Annotated in this window: 11 protein-coding genes; 6 read left to right on the top strand and 5 right to left on the bottom strand. The window is 58.8% G+C overall.

Features of this window, described 5'->3' with window-relative positions:
• Positions 1-268: 268 nt before the first annotated feature.
• The 3 genes from LG294_RS17175 (at position 269) to LG294_RS17165 (ending at position 8,420) form a co-directional block, all read left to right on the top strand.
• Positions 269-586: a hypothetical protein gene (locus LG294_RS17175; protein ID WP_404287899.1), complete on the top strand. Its 318-nt coding sequence runs from the start codon at positions 269-271 to the stop codon at positions 584-586.
• Positions 587-790: 204 nt separating this feature from the next.
• Positions 791-3,100: a response regulator transcription factor gene (locus tag LG294_RS17170; RefSeq protein WP_404287897.1), complete on the top strand. Its 2,310-nt coding sequence runs from the start codon at positions 791-793 to the stop codon at positions 3,098-3,100.
• A gap of 475 nt (positions 3,101-3,575) precedes the next feature.
• A complete protein-coding gene (locus LG294_RS17165; protein ID WP_404287895.1) occupies positions 3,576-8,420 on the top strand; it encodes an SdrD B-like domain-containing protein in 4,845 nt (1,614 codons plus the stop codon).
• 56 nt (positions 8,421-8,476) lie between these two features.
• Here LG294_RS17165 and LG294_RS17160 read toward each other — a convergent pair whose 3' ends face one another.
• The gene (locus tag LG294_RS17160) at positions 8,477-8,647 is read right to left on the bottom strand and encodes a PrpF domain-containing protein (RefSeq protein ID WP_404287893.1); all 171 of its coding nucleotides are present in this window, start codon (positions 8,645-8,647) and stop codon (positions 8,477-8,479) included.
• Between the two features lie 451 nt (positions 8,648-9,098).
• On the opposite strand from LG294_RS17160, the gene LG294_RS17155 reads away from it, so the two are divergent.
• The 3 genes from LG294_RS17155 to LG294_RS17145 all read left to right on the top strand — a co-directional run bounded on the left by LG294_RS17155 (position 9,099) and on the right by LG294_RS17145 (position 11,865).
• Positions 9,099-10,004 carry a LysR family transcriptional regulator gene (locus LG294_RS17155; protein ID WP_404287891.1) on the top strand — a complete coding sequence of 302 codons (906 nt, stop codon included), beginning with the start codon at positions 9,099-9,101 and terminating at the stop codon, positions 10,002-10,004.
• 353 nt (positions 10,005-10,357) lie between these two features.
• Positions 10,358-10,981 carry a cyclodeaminase/cyclohydrolase family protein gene (locus LG294_RS17150; protein WP_404287890.1) on the top strand — a complete coding sequence of 208 codons (624 nt, stop codon included), beginning with the start codon at positions 10,358-10,360 and terminating at the stop codon, positions 10,979-10,981.
• Positions 10,978-11,865, top strand: coding sequence for a bifunctional 5,10-methylenetetrahydrofolate dehydrogenase/5,10-methenyltetrahydrofolate cyclohydrolase (locus LG294_RS17145; RefSeq protein WP_404287888.1), 888 nt, complete (start codon positions 10,978-10,980; stop codon positions 11,863-11,865). The genes LG294_RS17150 and LG294_RS17145 overlap by 4 nt, the downstream gene beginning before the upstream one ends.
• A 439-nt stretch (positions 11,866-12,304) precedes the next feature.
• On the opposite strand, the gene LG294_RS17140 is transcribed toward LG294_RS17145, so the two are convergent.
• The 4 genes from LG294_RS17140 to LG294_RS17125 all read right to left on the bottom strand — a co-directional run bounded on the left by LG294_RS17140 (position 12,305) and on the right by LG294_RS17125 (position 17,553).
• Positions 12,305-12,538, bottom strand: coding sequence for a hypothetical protein (locus LG294_RS17140; protein ID WP_404287886.1), 234 nt, complete (start codon positions 12,536-12,538; stop codon positions 12,305-12,307).
• Between the two features lie 331 nt (positions 12,539-12,869).
• Complete coding sequence (locus tag LG294_RS17135) at positions 12,870-13,715, bottom strand: hypothetical protein (protein ID WP_404287885.1); 846 nt, start codon at positions 13,713-13,715, stop codon at positions 12,870-12,872.
• Positions 13,696-14,787: a hypothetical protein gene (locus LG294_RS17130; RefSeq protein WP_404287883.1), complete on the bottom strand. Its 1,092-nt coding sequence runs from the start codon at positions 14,785-14,787 to the stop codon at positions 13,696-13,698. The genes LG294_RS17135 and LG294_RS17130 overlap by 20 nt, the downstream gene beginning before the upstream one ends.
• 246 nt (positions 14,788-15,033) lie before the next feature.
• Positions 15,034-17,553, bottom strand: a complete 2,520-nt coding sequence (locus LG294_RS17125; RefSeq protein ID WP_404287881.1) for an FAD-dependent oxidoreductase — start codon at positions 17,551-17,553, stop codon at positions 15,034-15,036.
• Positions 17,554-17,618 lie beyond the last annotated feature (65 nt).

The raw sequence follows: 17,618 nt of genomic DNA, 5'->3' as shown, positions 1-17,618 counted from the left end.
CTTTCGGGACCAGTTCACTTCCTGGCGGGAGAGGGGTTTTCGCGTGCCGGACCGCGCACCGGCCTCCGGGCAAGGCCGCATCGTAGCCTCAGCACCGCCGGATTCCAATGCTTCCGGGTGCATTTACTGGCTTAACTGCCCAGTGTTCGGCTCGCGCATAACAAAGAGGTATCGATTGGATGAGGCACGCGCGAATTGGGCCTCCCAGCTCATAGACTGTGAGCCATATGGGGTTAGCGCAGTCGTCACTTCGAGTACAGGAATGGTTATGAACGCGAATACTGCTACCTCGATAATGACCAAAAATCTGGATGACTTGGCTTTGGCCGAGGTGGTGCATGCTTCGCTGGTCTTCGGCTCGATTGTCGTGGCTGTGCTCCTTGCTTTCGGGATCAAGACCTATGTCCATTGGCGCCGGCATCCCAAGACCTCCCAATCTCTCGAGCCAGCGGCCGAAGAGGATGGCGCCGAGCAACCAGCGCAGAGCTCGCGGCAACGTCCTGCACCGCGGATCGAAATGCTGCCGGCTCTCGGAGACCTGCGCGGAAACGGACGCATGAAGCGCGGCCTCAAAGATCCAGGGTGAAGTCCCGGCGAAGCGGCGTGGAGGGCCACGAACTTCACGTGTGGAGACTTGGCCGCTTAAGCGGCATCTTGGCTGGAGTCAATTCGTAGATACAATGGCCAGTCTGGGCGCTATCCAGCAGCGCCTGGGGACATCCCGAGAAATGCGGACGGGATCGCCCGCATTTCTCCGAGACATCCTAACACCGCACCGGAAGGTGAACGAGTGACTGCCCAGTTCCAGCCGCACCCGGCATTTCAGCGATTTATGGGCTGGGCCAACCCCCGCGCAAGGTTGCTGCTGGTTCGTGCGGCTCAGGGCACCGGAAGGTTCTGGTTCGCCAATTCCTGGATCGGCGATGGGCCAGGAGAGGTCCATGATTTCTCCGCCAAGTCGCACAGCGACTGCTCCGAACTGGAGGTACTCGATCAGCAGCTGGCAGAAGATCCGAACCTCCGTGCCGCAGTTATTCTTTCTCCCGGGCACACCGTATGGCACTTGGCTCTGCACGCACCAGTTCAATTTGCAGAACAGCGAGACCTGTTGCTTAGCCTCGATGAAATCCCTATCTTGCTCGGGGGCCGTGCGGGATCAGGCTCGGAGGCGGCAGATGCCATCTTCCGGCAGTGTGGCGGCTGGCTGATAGCGGCCCGGAAACTGGCCGAAGACCAACAGGCTCTAGAGCCGGCATTGCAGCTGTTGCGTGGCGGATTGTCCATGTGGCTCGCTCACCGAGATCCGCACAGAGAACTATCCGAGGCCGCCATCTTGTCTGTCTTCGATGAGGCGACGGTGGCAGCCTACTACGGACAACTCACGACCACTTCACACACCGTAGGCGACCTCGTCCAGTGCGGGTTGCTGCAGGGCTTTGGAAATGGCGGCTGGCTCATGCCAGAGATGGTCCGCCAGCTGCTGTTGGAACGAGTTCGTCTGGCCGGAGCAGAGAGAATGGAGATCCTGGAAGACGCAGCGCTGGAGGCGAGCATTAGCGAACAGGGCCTGATCGCAACGGCAGAGGTGGCCATTGCGCGGCAGCAGTGGGACTTCTTGAGCCGGATTGTGGTTGGGAAGTGGGATGAGCTGTATTTGCTGGACCCGATGCAGCTCACGGAACTTGCATCCCAAATCCCGTCGTTCGTCGCCAGAAGTAACGCCTATCTGGGGCTGGGCATCCGCCTTCTGGACTCGCTTACGCATGATAAATCCGGGCCGCAGTTCCCCCGTATAGCGCCGAATTATGGAAACGACCGTTTAGCGCAGTCGCTGAGAACTGAAACGGACCGATTGTTCCTGAAACCGGACGCCAGAGCGGTCACGGTCGGCCTGCTGGAGATGCTCTATCTGCGTTTCAATGGGATGTACACGGAGGCTGGTGAAGCGTCCCTGCGATTGCGCGACGCCCTCCACAAGGCATCCGGTGCCCACGAGATGGAGTCTTCATTTTCTGCGTTGATCCACGCCCAGGCAGGCAACAGCCTCTATTTGGCTGGAAGCGAAGCCGAAGCACTGCAATCCTATGAACTCTCGCTGTCTCATGCACGGAAGACCGGCAATGCTTATTTGCTTTCGGATCCCAGTGGAAAACTTGCCTTGCTGCACGCGCTGCACGGCGACATGGACTCCACGCGGAAATACCTGGACGAGCACGAACAGCACATCGGGCAAGTGCGCTGGGGCCAAGCCATGCTCGAACGCGGGGCCATCCTGGCGCGAGCGTACCTTGCCAGCGGAAGTCTGGATTCAGACCAGATGAGACGCGAGTTGGGGAAATTGCCGCGAACTCCTGACTCGGATGAATTCTGGTCGGTGCATGCCTATCTGCTGGCCATGGAGAAGATCAGCTCTGGTCTCACCGCGGCTGCAAGGAAGCTGGTGTACCGGATGCGGCAGCAGCGGGAGGTGGCATCACGGGCCCCCTTGGCCCGACGGTTGCTCGATGACATCCTTGCAACCGCTGCTTTTGTTGACCACACCTATCTCCCCGATGATCTCGACCGCATCGGAATCGATCCTGCACTGCTTGCGCTGAAGCATCTTTCCGAGGGAAAGCCAGATTCTGCACTGGCAGAACTGGATAACCGCGGGCCCTTCACGGGCCTGCGTCGTGGAGGAAATCTTGGACAGTACGCACGGATGGCCGCGCTCAGCCCGGAGGGCGCGACGCCCGGGCTTGCTGCATCAGTCCGGCAGGCCCATGCCGATTCAGGAAGCCTGTATGAAATCGCCATGCTCAAAATGCTCCCCGGGTGGGGAAGCATCGACAGCCTGTTGGAAATGGACTCCGAGTCGGCGCGCAGACTGGGCAGGATTACAGTATCGGCAGAAAGCCGAACGGCGGTTCGCCCTTTGCTGACGCAGCGGGAACGCGAAGTCCTCAGCCACTTGCGAGAGGGGAAGAGTCGCAAGGAAATTGCCGAACAAACTTTCCGTTCGGAAAACACCATCAAGACCCAGATCAGAAGTTTGTACCGTAAGCTGCAAGCGAATAATTTGAAGCAGATGCTGGACAGGGCACGCACCTTGGGCCTGTGAATTTGTCGGCAGGTCAGTCAAATGCGGGTGAATTCTGGGGTTAACTTTTTAATCCAAGATCTGAAAATTTCCATCCCTGAATTATCGAAATGCTCTTGGTTTACTGCGGAACGTGACATCTTCGATTGATCTTGGAAGCTCCTGTTCTCCTTTGAATCAGTTCGCGAACTGAATCAATTCGGGCGCGAATCCGTGTAGCCGAGGGCCCCAGGGTATAGGCAAAACGGGGGATCTTCCTTCTTTTTAATGCCATCTGACTGTTAGGCCACGGAGCAGTGCCGCACGATATGGTGACGTTATGGCTGCGACAGAGCTGAATGCGCGTCGCTGATTCCGCACGCGGAATAACTGAAAGCTATGATCCCATAGCAGGAAAATCTCAAAACTTGATGTGAAAGCTCCGGGCTATGGTTCTAGATTGCCAAAGGAAAATCCTGAAGGCGGTTGAAATCAAAATTCCTGGAGGAAATGCTTGATGTCTGCGTGGCGTTCTGCGTCTGTTGATGCATCCAAAATAGATCGAATACCCATTAAGGGCCGAGGGCGGAAACATGCGGCGCTGGCAATTCTGCTGACCGCCGTGCTGTCCTTTGCTTCGGTGATCGGGCTGGGTGCACCCGCATCTTTCGCTGCAACGCCAGGTGTCACTGTCGATGTGAACCTCGGTGACGAGAAATACGATGGCACTTCGGTAGTTACCGAGAACCAGACCCTGACGATGGTGCTCCAGTATGACGGCGCGCAGGTGGTTCCGGGTTCGACCGTGGCGATCAAGCTCGGGCCCAACGTGAGCGTTGGTTCAATTCCGCCGGGAAATGAAGCAATTACCTCCGTCACGCAGGATCCCAACGATCCCAATACGGTGCTCCTGACCTTTGCGGACCCATGGCCAGCCGGCAGCGGCCAGGGCGTCTGGGCGTTGGACTTCACCGTCAACCCGGTCGAGCACAGCTCGGTGGAAGACATCACCTGGTTGCTCGATGGGGAAGAAACCTCCTTGAATGTGATCGTCAAGAACGGCGGCGATGACTTCGCCAACGTGAACGAGAACTCGAGCAAGTACGTTTCCAACGCCGGAAATCTGAACCGTTTCGTGAAATACGATCCGGCCACTGAACGCGTGACTCTCGATCCCGCCGTGATCGGCGCTCCGGTCGAGTACACCCTCACCGCTGACACGAAAACTGCCCGTGAAGGCTACTCGATTGCCGATGCCCTCCCGGAATCCATGAGCTACATCGCAGACTCCTTCAACGCTAAGCAAACCACCTGGGATGAAAACGGCCTGAACAAGACCCAATCCACCGTGGAATTCTCCCCCATGGTCAACGGGAATACCTTCGCCGGGGAGCTGGACCTGCCGGGCCCTTCCCAGACCGTGATCACCTACAAGGCCGCAGTTGCCGATGAGGCTGCACGTGCAGCTCTGGAAGCCCAGCTGCAGGCCGAAGCTGACAAGGTCAACAAGCAAAACGGTGGTAACTACCGAGTCAACTTGAAGAACACTGCAACCTTGGGGGAGACAGACCGCGAAGCAACGCTGTCCGTTGGCGGCAACATCACCGGCACCGTTTCCGGCCTGCCGGGTCCGAATGCGGGCGGACTGAGCAAGAATTCGAGCTGGGCTTCGCAAGACGTCGAGCCAGCCGAGGATGGAACCCTGGATCCAGCGCAGGACATCATCTACACCATCAAGTCTGATCTGACTTCATGGGACGGATCGAACGTTAAGAAGACGTTCAAGGACAATGTGATCATCTCTGACGCACTGCCTTCACAGGCAAAGTGGAGCAGCGAGGATGCGGACTTCCTGAAGGCCAGCGGAATCGAATTGGCCAAAATCGATCCCGTTGACCCGGCAGCTTTTGCCGGAGATGCCTACGTGGGAACCTACTTTGTCGACGGGCAGAAGCTGTTTATCAACATCGGCAAGGGCACGGACCTGAACGTCACCGTGGAACTCAAGGCAGCCATCCACACCGTTGGCGGTCTGGCGAAGTCTGCTACCAACATTCCCGGCCAGAGCAAGTACGAGCTCACCAACCGCGCCGAGTGGAAGCTGAACACCGAGTTCACGAACGGAAAGAACGGCTACAACAATAAGGTCAGCTTGCTGGCCCAAGAGGACAACGAAGAAGGCTTCAACGCGCCGAACTACTTCAACAAAACTTCCAACGCAGCCCAGGTCGAGGTCCAACCAGGCACCTCAGCCCCGGTGAAGTACACCTTCACCGTGGGCCAGGGCAAGGGTATTGACCTGGCTAAGAGCACCATCGTGGACTACGTGGACACCAAGGTCTTCGACGTGAGCGACCTCGAGTCGATCGCTTCGAACGTCACTGCCACCTACGACTGGTGGCGCACCATGGAGCCAGCGGACTTCGTCGTTTCCCTGGACGCCGAGCAGCATCTGGTCATCAAGCTGAGCGACGCTGGCGCTGCCAAGGTCGCCGATTGGGGAACCGACAAGCAGTTCACTCTTGACCTGACCCTGAACACCAAGGAATTCGCGGGCAAGCAGACCATTCAGATCAAGAACAAAGCCACCCTCTTCGGCGAAGCCGGCAAGGCACTGTACTGGTCCGAAGCGGTGAGTGAAGCTACCTCCTATGGCGACGAAGCGGAGATCCGCAAGAACGTCCGCGACACCCCTAACGAAGCGTGGACCCAGAACCTGCGTGCGGAAATTGATCCGGAAGGAAACCTGGCTCAGTCGAAGTACGTCTACAACGTGGCACTGATTCCCCATGGCAACTACACCGGCGTCAAGATCTTTGATGTCGTTGACGTTTTGCCTGCAGGAATGAAATTCCTCGGATTCGTTTCCGACTCAAGCGTTGATTCGCTCAGCAACCCGAGCCTGGATGTCCAGGACTTGAATGGAAACGTCCAGGCTCGTTACGACGTGCCAACCGCTGACGCTCCGTCCGGCACAGTGGTGCTGTCCCAGAAGCCTGGCACGGTGCTTGATTCCTCGCAGGGCGCTGCCTCGGTGAACGTGCTGGTGGAGATCGTTGATTTCGAAGCTGACGTGGCCATCGAGAACATCATCGGCAGCACGAAGGCATCGATCACGCCCACCGACGGCTACCCGCTTTCGATCGCCAAGATCGATGCCGAGGATCCCCTCAGCGTCATCTCGGATGAGAACGCGCGCTTCCAGATCCTGGATGCCGACGACGCAGTCGTCGTCGATGATGTCTTCGTCCAGGACGGTGCATTGCGCATCGCCGTGGGCGAGGAAATCAAGAACGTGACTGTTTCAACCCCGGGAACCTACAAGATCAAGGAAGTCGTTGCCCCAGAAGGGTACGAGCTCTCCGAAGAATTGCTTGAAGTCACCGTGGAAACAGACGGTTCTTCCGAAGCCGTCTCGTTCTACAACACCCCAGCTGAAGAACCGGCCAAGACCTTTGCCGTGGGCGACTACGTCTGGGTTGACGCTAACAAGGACGGCGTCCAAGGCGATGCCGAGGTCCTTGAAGGCGTCAAGGTGATTCTGCTTGATGGCAATGGCGAGGTTGTCAGCGAGACGACCACCGATGCCAACGGCCGCTACATCTTCGATGAATTGCCTGCTGGCGATTACCAGGTGAAGTTCGAGCTGACCGAAGAGCAGGCTGCGAAGTACGAGTTCACTTCGCAGGATGCAGGCGAGGATGACGCCACTGACTCGGATGCTGATCCGCAGACCGGCCTGACCATCAAGTTCACCTTAGACGAGCAGAACACCGCTCTGACCAAGGAATACTCGGATCAGGAAGTCAAGGCCACCGAGGGAATCGACCCTACGTGGGATGCCGGTGTAGTGCTGAAGCAGGAACCGAAGGTTTCTGTTGGCGACTACGTCTGGGTAGACGATAACAAGGACGGCATCCAGGACGACGACGAATCCGGAATCGAGAACGTCGTACTCACCCTGGTTGGCCCTGATGGCGAACCGGTGATCGATGTCAACGGCGATCCTGTTGGACCGACCACCACCGACGAAAACGGCTTCTACACATTCGAGAATCTTCCGGTTCTCGAAGACGGCCAGTCGTACACCGTGATTATCGACCAAGATGCATCCAAGGAGCCATTGGCACCATACGTTCCGACCATTGAAAATGGCACCGATCGCGAAGGCGATTCCTCGACTTGGGAAGCCAAGTCCGAGGGGCTGACCAACGACGGCGACCGCGATCCAACCTTGGACTTCGGATTTGTCGTTAGGCCAGTTCCGACGGAACCGGTTGAGCCAACTGAGCCGACGACGGAACCAACTGAGCCGACGACGGAACCGACTGAGCCGACTGTGGAACCGACTGAGCCGACTGTGGAACCGACGGAACCGACGGAACCTACGGAACCGACTGAGCCGACTGTGGAACCTACGGAACCGACTGAGCCGACCGAGCCGACTGTGGAACCTACGGAACCGACTGAGCCGACTGTGGAACCTACGGAACCGACTGAGCCGACCGAGCCGACTGTGGAACCTACGGAGCCGACCGTGGGACCTACGGAACCGACTGAGCCGACCGAGCCGACTGTGGAACCTACGGAACCTACGGAACCTACGGAACCTACGGAACCGACCGAATCGACCGAGCCGACCGTGGAACCTACGGAACCGACCGAATCGACCGAGCCGACCGTGGAACCTACGGAACCGACCGAATCGACCGAGCCGACCGTGGAACCTACGGAACCTACGGAACCTACGGAGCCGACCGTGGGACCTACGGAACCGACTGAGCCGACCGAGCCGACTGTGGAACCTACGGAACCTACGGAACCTACGGAACCTACGGAACCTACGGAACCTACGGAACCGACCGAATCGACCGAGCCGACCGTGGAACCTACGGAACCGACCGAATCGACCGAGCCGACCGTGGAACCTACGGAACCTACGGAACCTACGGAACCGACCGAATCGACCGAGCCGACCGAATCGACCGAGCCGACCGTGGCACCTACGGAACCGACTGAGCCGACTGAGCCGACTGTGGAACCGACCGAGCCAACTGTGGAACCTACGGAACCTATGGAACCGGTTGAGCCGACTGAGCCGACTACGGAACCTACGGTTAACGCTTCGGAGGAGCCAACTAAGGATCCAGTCGAAGGGCCGACTGAAACCGAACAAGCCGAGGAAGAGTCCGTTCAGGAGTCGACCCCGGCTGAGGAACCATCCGGCGAACCGCAGTCGCCTGAAAAGGACCAGAAGCTTGCAAACACCGGCTTCACCACGATGTCTGTGTTGATCGCTGGCCTGCTCCTGGCGGCCGCTGGTGTGCTGATTTCTCGGCGCAGCAACCGACGACATGGCTAAAGTCTAGCGACCGAATGATGCCCGGAACTGCTCACGTAGTTCCGGGCATCGCTCGCTTACAGACAAATATCAGCTGCAGATTGGAGCTGTCCATTCAGGGATGGAGCCATGGCTGTAAACGACTTGCCGCAGCTGCTGCCCCAATCCACAACAGCCTGTTCGATCCCAACCTGCGCGAAGGTGTACTCGACATCGATACGGGGTTCGGAGCTTGAGCTGAGGATCACGGCCTAGCTCTTTGTTGAGCTGCCGACGCCGACTCAGTCGATCTGGCGCGGATATGGGGACCCGAAGAGGCATAGCAAGACCTCCTCGACCGTAAAACCGGAGATCTTGAGCCCGTTTCATTTGCACACCCAGCATTTGCTGGTACCCCACGCCTCCATGTTTCCTCAATTATTCATGCAATCGGGCTCAACTCATCTATCGAGCTCATCGCTTGTGTCGGGTAGCTCGTCTGTCATGTATGGATGAATTGGGGACGCAGAGTGTGCTGGTAGTTACGGAAGATGCATTAGATTGCAGCAATGCTAAATTCCTAGATTTACTATGGTTTACTCGGGGCAATCTTTGGGCAGTCAATGGGTCAATCACGCAGAAGTGCTTGAAAGTCTAGACAAGAATCCAGTAGAAGCCGCGATTCTGGAGTACATTGAATTATTGCTACAAGGAGACGACATGCTTGACGTTAAGAGACTGCAAATATTGCTCGCAGTGGTTGAGGGCGGATCCGTCACGTCGGCCGCGGATGAACTTTTCTATACGCCGTCGGGAGTATCCCAACAGCTACGCAAGCTCGAGGAAGAAGTCGGGCAGCCTTTGCTGCAGCGCCACGCGCGAGGCATGACTCCTACCGACGCGGGTCATGTTCTCGCATCCCATGCGAGGCATATCTTGCAGCAGATGGATGCCGCAGTCGCAGACCTGGACCAACTGGCAGGATTGAAAAGCGGAAGCCTGAGCTTGGGGACTTTTCCCACCCTCGGAAGCTCGTTCATGCCGCTGGTGATCAGCCGCTTCCGCAAGTTGTACCCCTCGGTCAATCTCGATGTGCGCAGCACCCGATTGCAGGAGCTCATGTCGCTGCTCTCCAAGGGGGAAATTTCCTTGGGACTGCTCTGGGAGTACGAGTGGCACAAGCTGAATCGTGCGGATTTCGAACTGACGACGCTGTTCACCGAGCCGACTGTACTTGTGGTTGGGGTGGATCATCCTTTGGCAAAGCTCGATGAGATCGACATGGCGGACACGGCGCAAGAGCAGTGGATCGTCCGCGCGAATGAACATCCGGTGGCGGAGCTTTTGGAGCGGACCTGTAATGCCGCCGGGTTTTCGCCGAAGATTTCTTTCCAGGCGAATGACTACCAAGAGGCGCAGGCAATGGTCTCGGTGGGATTGGGCATCGCCCTGGCTCCGAAATCCGCGGTGATGAACAACCATCCCGGAGTCAAGATCCTGTCGCTGGGCCAAGCCGCCGCGCCGCGCAGTGTGGTCCTCGCCCAACGCCGGGATCGAGTTCGGGCTCCAGCCGAAAACGCCTTCCAGTCGCTGCTCGTGGAAATGGGCAAAACCTGGATTGATTAGATCCGGACCGAAGGGTGCGATGGTTGTGCAGTGTGCACTCTTCGGAGCACGCAGGAGTAGCGCATTCGAGGCCTCTTTCTCCTAAGTAGAGCAAAAACTCTTGACCTGCATTCGCCATGTGTTTTAGGCTTCAACGTAACCTGATATACCAATTGGATACTAAATGAAGATTTTGTGTTGAGCCCCAAAAGATCCCTTGCTTCACGCGAAATCCAACGGTCTTGAGGCCATGCGAATAATCGTCACGAATGGCCGGCGCTGCACTTGCATGCTGCTCCGGCTCGGACGCAAAATCTTCACTCCGGTTGGCCTAGGGCTCCACAGCCAAGCATTCTGAGCGAGGGTAAAACCCAATGATCTCCAATGAAACAATCACCAGCTACCTTGAACGGCTCGCGTCTAAGGCGCCTACTCCGGGGGGAGGTGCTGCCGCGGCCTTGCACGCCGCCCAGGGTGCCGCGCTGGTGTCCATGGTTGCCGAATTTACCTCCGGACCGCGATTCAGAGAGGTCGAGGACAAGGCTCAGCCGATCGCCAAGCACGCACGCATTCTGATGCGTTCGGCGCTTTTCGAGGCGCAGGAAGACGAGCGATTGTTCGGGGCCTTAGGCGATGCGTACAGGATGTCCAAGGAAGATGAAGAGCAACAGTCAGCTCGTACCGCGGCCATACAAAGCGCTACCATTGCAGCTGCCGCCCCGTTGGTCTCAACCGTTGAATCCTCCGCCGCGGTCATTGAGCTCGCCCAGCGTCTGGTCGAGATCGGAAACCGATCGGTGATCAGCGATGTTGCTGCCGCCGCCGAAGCGGCGCGAGCTGCCCTGGGCACCGCGCTGGTGACGCTGGAAATGAATATTGCGGCAATACACGATGCCGAACAGCGCGAACGCTTGAGCCTCGTGGCCAGCCAAGCCGCGAACGCGATCGTGGCGGCAGAAGCACTCAGCGCGCAGGTCCGCTCGGTGGTGGCTGCGTGACCGCAAAACGCCTCGCCGGACAGCCGGTGGCCGTAGCCATCCGTGAACGCACCGGCCAGCTCGTTTCGCGGCTGTCGAGCGAAGGGATCACCGCCCGGGTGGCGGTGGTGCTCGCAACCGACAACGAGGCAACGGCCTGGTATGTGCGCTCCATTGAACGCGCCGCCGAACAGCTCGGAGTTCACTGCCAGGTGCTCGACTTGGCCTCCGGCACCCAGTCGGAGCTGGCCCAAACGATTCGGGCCCTGAACGCAGATGAGACGGTGCACGGCATCATTTTACAGACGCCGCTGCCCGAATCAGTAGACCCGGCGGCCTTGGTTCAGCTGATCGACCCGGCCAAGGATATCGACGGAGCAAACCCGCTGAGCCTGGGCAGACTCAGCGTGGGCCAGCCCGCCTTTGCCCCGGCTACTGCACGTTCTGTCATCGAGATCCTCGAACACTATCAAATCCCCCTCGCCGGGGAGCATGTTGCGGTGGTGGGCCGTTCCGCGGTAGTGGGCAAACCGCTCGCCCAGCTCTTGCTGCAGCGTGATGCAACGGTGAGCATCTGCCACTCGCGGACCACCAATCTCGCCGAGATCACCAAGGCCGCCGCGGTGACCGTCGTGGCGGTTGGCCGTGCGAATCTGCTCACCGGCAATGAGGTCAGCGACTCGTCGGTGGTCATCGATGTGGGCACCAATGTCACCGAAGATGGCCAGCTGGTTGGTGACGTTCATGCAGAATCGGTGCAGACACTGGTTCGTGCAATGAGCCCGGTACCTGGGGGAGTAGGCACGGTGACCACCGCCCTGTTGATCCTGCACGCAACTCAGGCGGCGGTCGCAGTTCTTGAAGACGCCTCATTGAGAGGAGCTCCCATGGCAGCACGCCGGTAGTTGCTTGTCAGCGTTCCGCGTTTTGGTGCATGGCAATCCAGCCCGCATTGCTGCGCAGGACGTTGAAACGGCAGGTACAAGGCGAAAATAGTATCTTCACGGTGCGCGTTGGCCGGGATCCGGAGTGGGGTCTGCTGCCGACGCGGCGCTGGAAAAGTAGCCGTCGCATCATCCCTTGGAAGGTCGATGGTGCGGCGGTTTTCTTGTGTTCCGCAGATTCCGCGGTCCGACCGGGTAATAGTTGTTTGGACACGGTGAGTGGTGTCCGAACAGAACTCACATCTATTGGTGCACTAGGCAAAGCGGTGATAAATCGGTCTGGTGGAGGTTCGTGGCCTTTTCGCGCTCTGGCTTTCCGAACTTAGGCGGTATGTCCGGAAGTTCTGTTGCCGGGTATAAAACCGGTATGTCCGAACTGCTTTGTCTGACGGGTGCTGGCTTAAGCAACCGTGGGGTCAAGGATGTCATCGTACTGGCTGGAGGCATCTTCCCGCGTTAGTGATATGTCCCCGGTCTCTGGTGGAGCAGCGGGCCCAGGCACATTGACGATATGCCTTCCCTCCGTGGCTGTCTGCCATAGTCCGGCACCACTGGCCGAGAGCCCGCTGGCATCTTTAACGGGCTCATCAGACGACCAGTCTTCGCGTTCGTCGGAAGAACGGCCAAAGCTCATTTGATGACTTGCGAGTGACGTAGGTGTTTCATATGGCTAGTTCGCCATTGGTCTACTGACGGTTGTTACCATCGTGATCATAATTGTCATGATGCTGATGCTGATGCTGATGCTGATGCTGATGCTGATGCTGATGCTGATGCTGATGCAGTTCGGTTAGCATTCCCTCTCCATTAAAGGGTTAGGTGTTTTCTTGCCGGTGCGGGTATTCAGTTCTACGAACGCGCGGGTGCCATGGCGACTTGTCAAAGCGTGAGATCACTGAGTTCGACGCCCGTGACGAATTGTTTGTTGGGTAGACCGAGGGAGATATTACTCGCTGTGAAAGTGGTTAAAGGGACTCGGCATTGATCCCAATCTCAGCTAGAGCCTGTAGCAGGTCCTCTGCCAAGAATGCTATCGAAAGGGCAACTTGTTGTGGGTCGCCGACTCCGGATTCTGCGCGGCCTGCCATGAAAGAGCCGGGCGCATCCGGACCTGCGGCGAAGTTTAGCTTCAAGGACTGCAACGCTTCGATAGTGGTTTCGCGACTGACACCATCTTCTAGGAGTTGGGTGAATCGATCCCGTAGTTCCCTGGTTTCGATACTTCGCAGAATCCGGTACGTGTCGTGTGCGTCCTTGTCGTTCAGGCGAGTCGGATTGTTGAGCCGTTCGGTGATCTTGTGGATCTTGGCTACCAGAAGCGCAGCGGGACCCGCAACTTTTGCGGCAATACAACGTGTGTCCCGTGTGTCCAGAGCACTAATCTCTAGGATGTCGTAGTCGACGATGGTTGCTTCGATTCCTCGGGCTTTTCGGGCCGAGAACTTATCGTGTGGGGGTATGCGCACGCTGCGACGTCCTGAACCCGCGAATTGTTCTGGAACCATCAGATCAACGGGGATCCCGTCCGGGCGTAGCCATGCACCGGGCTGTGTACCGGGGAGGAAACCCGCGCGGCGCATAGCTTCCTCCAGAAGGGGGTTCTCACGGAGGAAGCGAGGATCGAGGGAGAAATCGCTATCCTTTGTCGCTGGCGCGAGAGCAACATCCAAATCGCCGGTGCGCAAGTAGATGGCCTGCGCGCCGATCACGACCAGTGCGTCTCGCTGCTCTTCTAGGGCTTCAAGCGCATCGAGCAATGCTTCACGCGCGCGGACCAAAAGGTTTTCCGAGTCATCGCCAGTCGGACTCATGGGACACCATCCAATCGATCAATTCTTCTGCTTCGCTAGGCGCTCGTCCGGGGCCGGTCAGGAGGTCTGTGGCTACTTGAATTGGAGCTGCAATTGATAGTCCGTCCGCGCGTTGAAAGGCACCTCGTGTGAGCGCGGGATAAGCCGGTTCTGCGATCAACACATTTGCGCCAGTGTCTGTGGCACGCAGGCCCCATTGTTTGGCAATCTCAGTTGCGTTGCTTGTGTAGGCCATGAGCGATCGTGCTGGTGCGTAGGAGGCCCATGTAGCTGCCGCAATCGAACCTGTAACCGCGTATGTTGAGGAGTCTGTGATGAGCGCGGCGCGGATTACACTATCGACTCCGCGAGGGGCGATCCATCGGGAAACGGTATTGGTTGAAAGAAATTCGTAGTCTGCAGACCAACGGCGTAGTACGGATACCCAATCCGGGACGATGATGGTGGAGTCATTGTTCCGTGTGAGGAGATCTTCCGATTCCAAAAACTCAACGACTCGGTAGACAGATCCGGTTGAAGCTTGGGCTGAAGCTATGAGTTCCCGCATCCTCCAGGGGCCGGGTGCGTCGAGCAATGCGCGGACAACCTGTGCTGCCGGGGCGCCTTTCAGCGTTCCCCGGGGACGGCCAGGGCCTCGCCAAGGGTCGTGATCTAAGCCGCGATCTCCGATGAAGAGCGGCGGGGTATCGGAACGGATGTAGATGTTACCTGTTGCATCTACGAATGATAGTCCCGCTTCTATGAGTCGCGCGCGTACTGTGGGGGAAAGGTAGCGCGCTACCACCAGTCCGGCGTCCCACGCCCTACTATTGCGTGCAGGATCTAGTCGTTCTCGCATACGCATGATGTTTCGCGGTTCGACGACGCGTTTTGTTTCAATGGCGATTCGTGCGGACTGCCCTGTCGGCGCTGAGAAGCTCAGGAAAGCATCGATGCCGGTATCGGGTCCATCAACAAGCTCTGGGGCCCCGACTGTCCACCCGCTAGGAAGACGGTCTTGAAGGGCCCGAGGTACGAAATCAAGCAACCTACGCTCTGTTATGCGCTCCGGAGGTTCTATCACAATCGACATGTTCAGATAATAGCATTGTTCCGTAGCCAACGGAATGTATCTTTTTGCTGAACATCGAACTGGTTTGGTAGCCCAACACGCAGAATGCCAACGACGAATCTCAGCCTTGAAATGCCAACGTAGTTCCACTCGTGATTAGACGACGCGGAAACCAGAAAACGGTGTGAGTCTCACGCCTCTAGATATAGTCGAGGCCGGGTACCTGTTCCCATTGAACACGTACCCGGCCTCGACGGCTTCGGGTGTTTAGCTGGCCGTCGTAGCCAGCGAAACCCCGCGCAGCCGGTCCATCTGCGGATCGTAGAGCGGATCGTCAACTACGGTCGCGGCGATTTGCCGGCCGAAGTACTCGATCTGCACCGCATCTCCGGTCTGCACCGAGGTCGGCAGCCAGGCATAGGCGATGGGCTTGCGCACCGTGTAGCCGTAAGTGGCGCTGGTGACATAGCCCGCAGGAACACCGTCCACGTACACAGGTTCCTTGCCCAGGACCACCGAGACGCCATCGTCCACGGTCAGGCAGCGCAGCTTCTTGGTAGCCGCGGCGGCGCGCGATGCCAGGGCGCCCTTGCCCACGAAGTCAACGGTCTTGGCGGCCTTGACCGCGAAGCCCAGTCCAGCCTGTTCCGGCTCATGCTCGCTGGTCATATCGGTGCCGAAGGAACGGAAGCCCTTCTCCAAGCGCATGGAGTTGAACGCCTCGCGTCCACCGGCGATGATGCCGTGTTCCTGCCCGGCTTCGAAGATCACATCCCAGAGCCGTGCGCTGACATCCGCCGAGGCGTAGAGCTCCCAGCCGAATTCGCCCACGTAGGACAGGCGCATCGCGGTGACCGGGATGCCGGCGATGGAGATCTGCTTGGTGCGGAAGTACTTCAACCCCTCATTGCTCATATCGTCTTCGCTCACCTTGGCAATGACCACCGGGGCCAGCGGGCCCCACAAGCCGATGCAGGAAGTGCCGGCGGTGATGTCGCGGACGCTCACCCACTGGCCCGGGTTCGCCTCGTTGAACTTGCGGGCCTCGCGGTCCAGGTAGGCGACATCCACATTCGAGTTGATGCCGGCCTGGTAGAGCTGCTCGGAGATCCGAGCCACGGTGATATCGCTGGTGATGCCGCCGGCGGCATCCAGCAGCAGCGTGTAGCTGACCATGCCCGGGGCACGGAGCATATTGGCTGTGGTCAGGCCCTGGAGCATCTGCCCGGCACCGGGGCCGGTGACCTCCACGCGCTTGAGCGGTGTCATATCGAACATCGCCACAGCGGTGCGGGTCTTCCAAGCCTCAACGGCGGCGATGGGCGAATGGAACAAATTGGACCAGTCATCGCGTGCCGGGGCCGCCCACTGATCGGGCAGCTGATCAAGCAGGGCGGCGTTCGCCTCGTACCAGTGCGGGCGTTCCCAGCCGGTGCCCTCCAGGAAGAAGGCACCGAGTTCTTGCTGCCGGGCAAAGAACGGGCTGGTGCGCACATTGCGCGGCTTCAGCCGCGGCTCCAAAGGATGGCGGATATCGTAGATTTCCACGAAGTTCTGCTGCGAGGTTTCGCTTACATATTCCTTGGTGGTTTGCACGTCTTCAAAACGGTTCAGGTCGCAGTCGCTCAGATCCGTCTTCGAGGTGCCGGTCGTGATCAGTTCGGCCACGGCCTTGGCGATGCCCGGCGCGTGGGTGACCCATACGGCCTCGGCCACGAAGAAGCCGTCCACCTCTTTGGACTGGCCCACCAGCGAACCGCCGTCCGGGGTGAAGGAGAAGATTCCGTTGAAGCCACGCTGAATCTGGGTGTTGCGCAGATCCGGGAGCAGCTCCTTGGTCGCTTCCCATTCGGAGGCGAAGTCCTCGGGGGTGAAGTCCAGCGAGGAGGGCATCCGCTCGGCGGTGATTTCCTCGGGCTTGTAGGTCTGCAGGGTGTCCAGATCCACCGGCATCGGGCGGTGCGCGTAGGAACCGATGCCGATGCGGTCTCCCCACTCGCGGTAGTAGAGGTCGCGGTCCTGATAGCGCAGGATCGGCCGGCTGGCGCCGGACGGCAGCTCGTTGATTCCGGCCAGGGATGGCGCCGGGGTGGTCCAGGCGAACTGGTGGCCCAGCGGCAGCAGCGGAATCTCGGTGCCCACCATTTTGCCGATGTTCGGCCCCCAGAAACCCGCGCAGGAGACCACGATATCCGCTTCGAAGCGGTCCTCGCCGCAGATGACCGCGGTGACTTTCCCTCCGGCTTGCTCAATATCGGTGACCACGGTGCGATCACGGAATTCCACTCCGGCTGCCTTGGCGCGTTCCATCACCAATTGCGTTCCCTTAGCAGCCAGGGCCAGCCCGTCGTTCGGAGTGTAGAGGCCGCCGAGGACCAGCTCGGGATTCAGCATGGGGAACTTCTTCAGGCAATGATCCGCGTCGACCACGTGGGCCTCCACTCCGTAGGAGCGATTCCACCCGGCGCGGCGATGCAGATCGTTTAGGCGTGCCTCGGTGGTGGCGATCTCCAGGCCGCCGACGCGGAGGTAGGAGCTGCGGCCGTCGGCGCCCACCAGAGAGTCGAGCTTCTCGATGGTGTACTGCGCGAATTCGGTCATGGATTTCGAGGGGTTGGATGAGAACACCAGGCCCGGGGCATGGGAGGTCGAACCACCCGGGATATTCAGCGGCCCCTGCTCGATAACCAGGATATTCGTGTGGCCAAGTTGGACTAGTTCGTCCGCCAGGTTGGCGCCGACGATTCCGGCTCCGATGATTACTACTCGAGGTGAAGTTTGAGACATGGTGGACTCCTTAAGAACTGATGTTGTGGTGGAGCGGCTGCTGGCGCTGCGGAGGGATATGGCCG

It is taken from the genome of Glutamicibacter arilaitensis (assembly GCF_044793945.1).
In the GTDB taxonomy this organism is placed as follows: Bacteria; Actinomycetota; Actinomycetes; order Actinomycetales; family Micrococcaceae; genus Glutamicibacter; species Glutamicibacter arilaitensis_B.
This window is presented reverse-complemented; position numbering and strand designations above follow the sequence as displayed.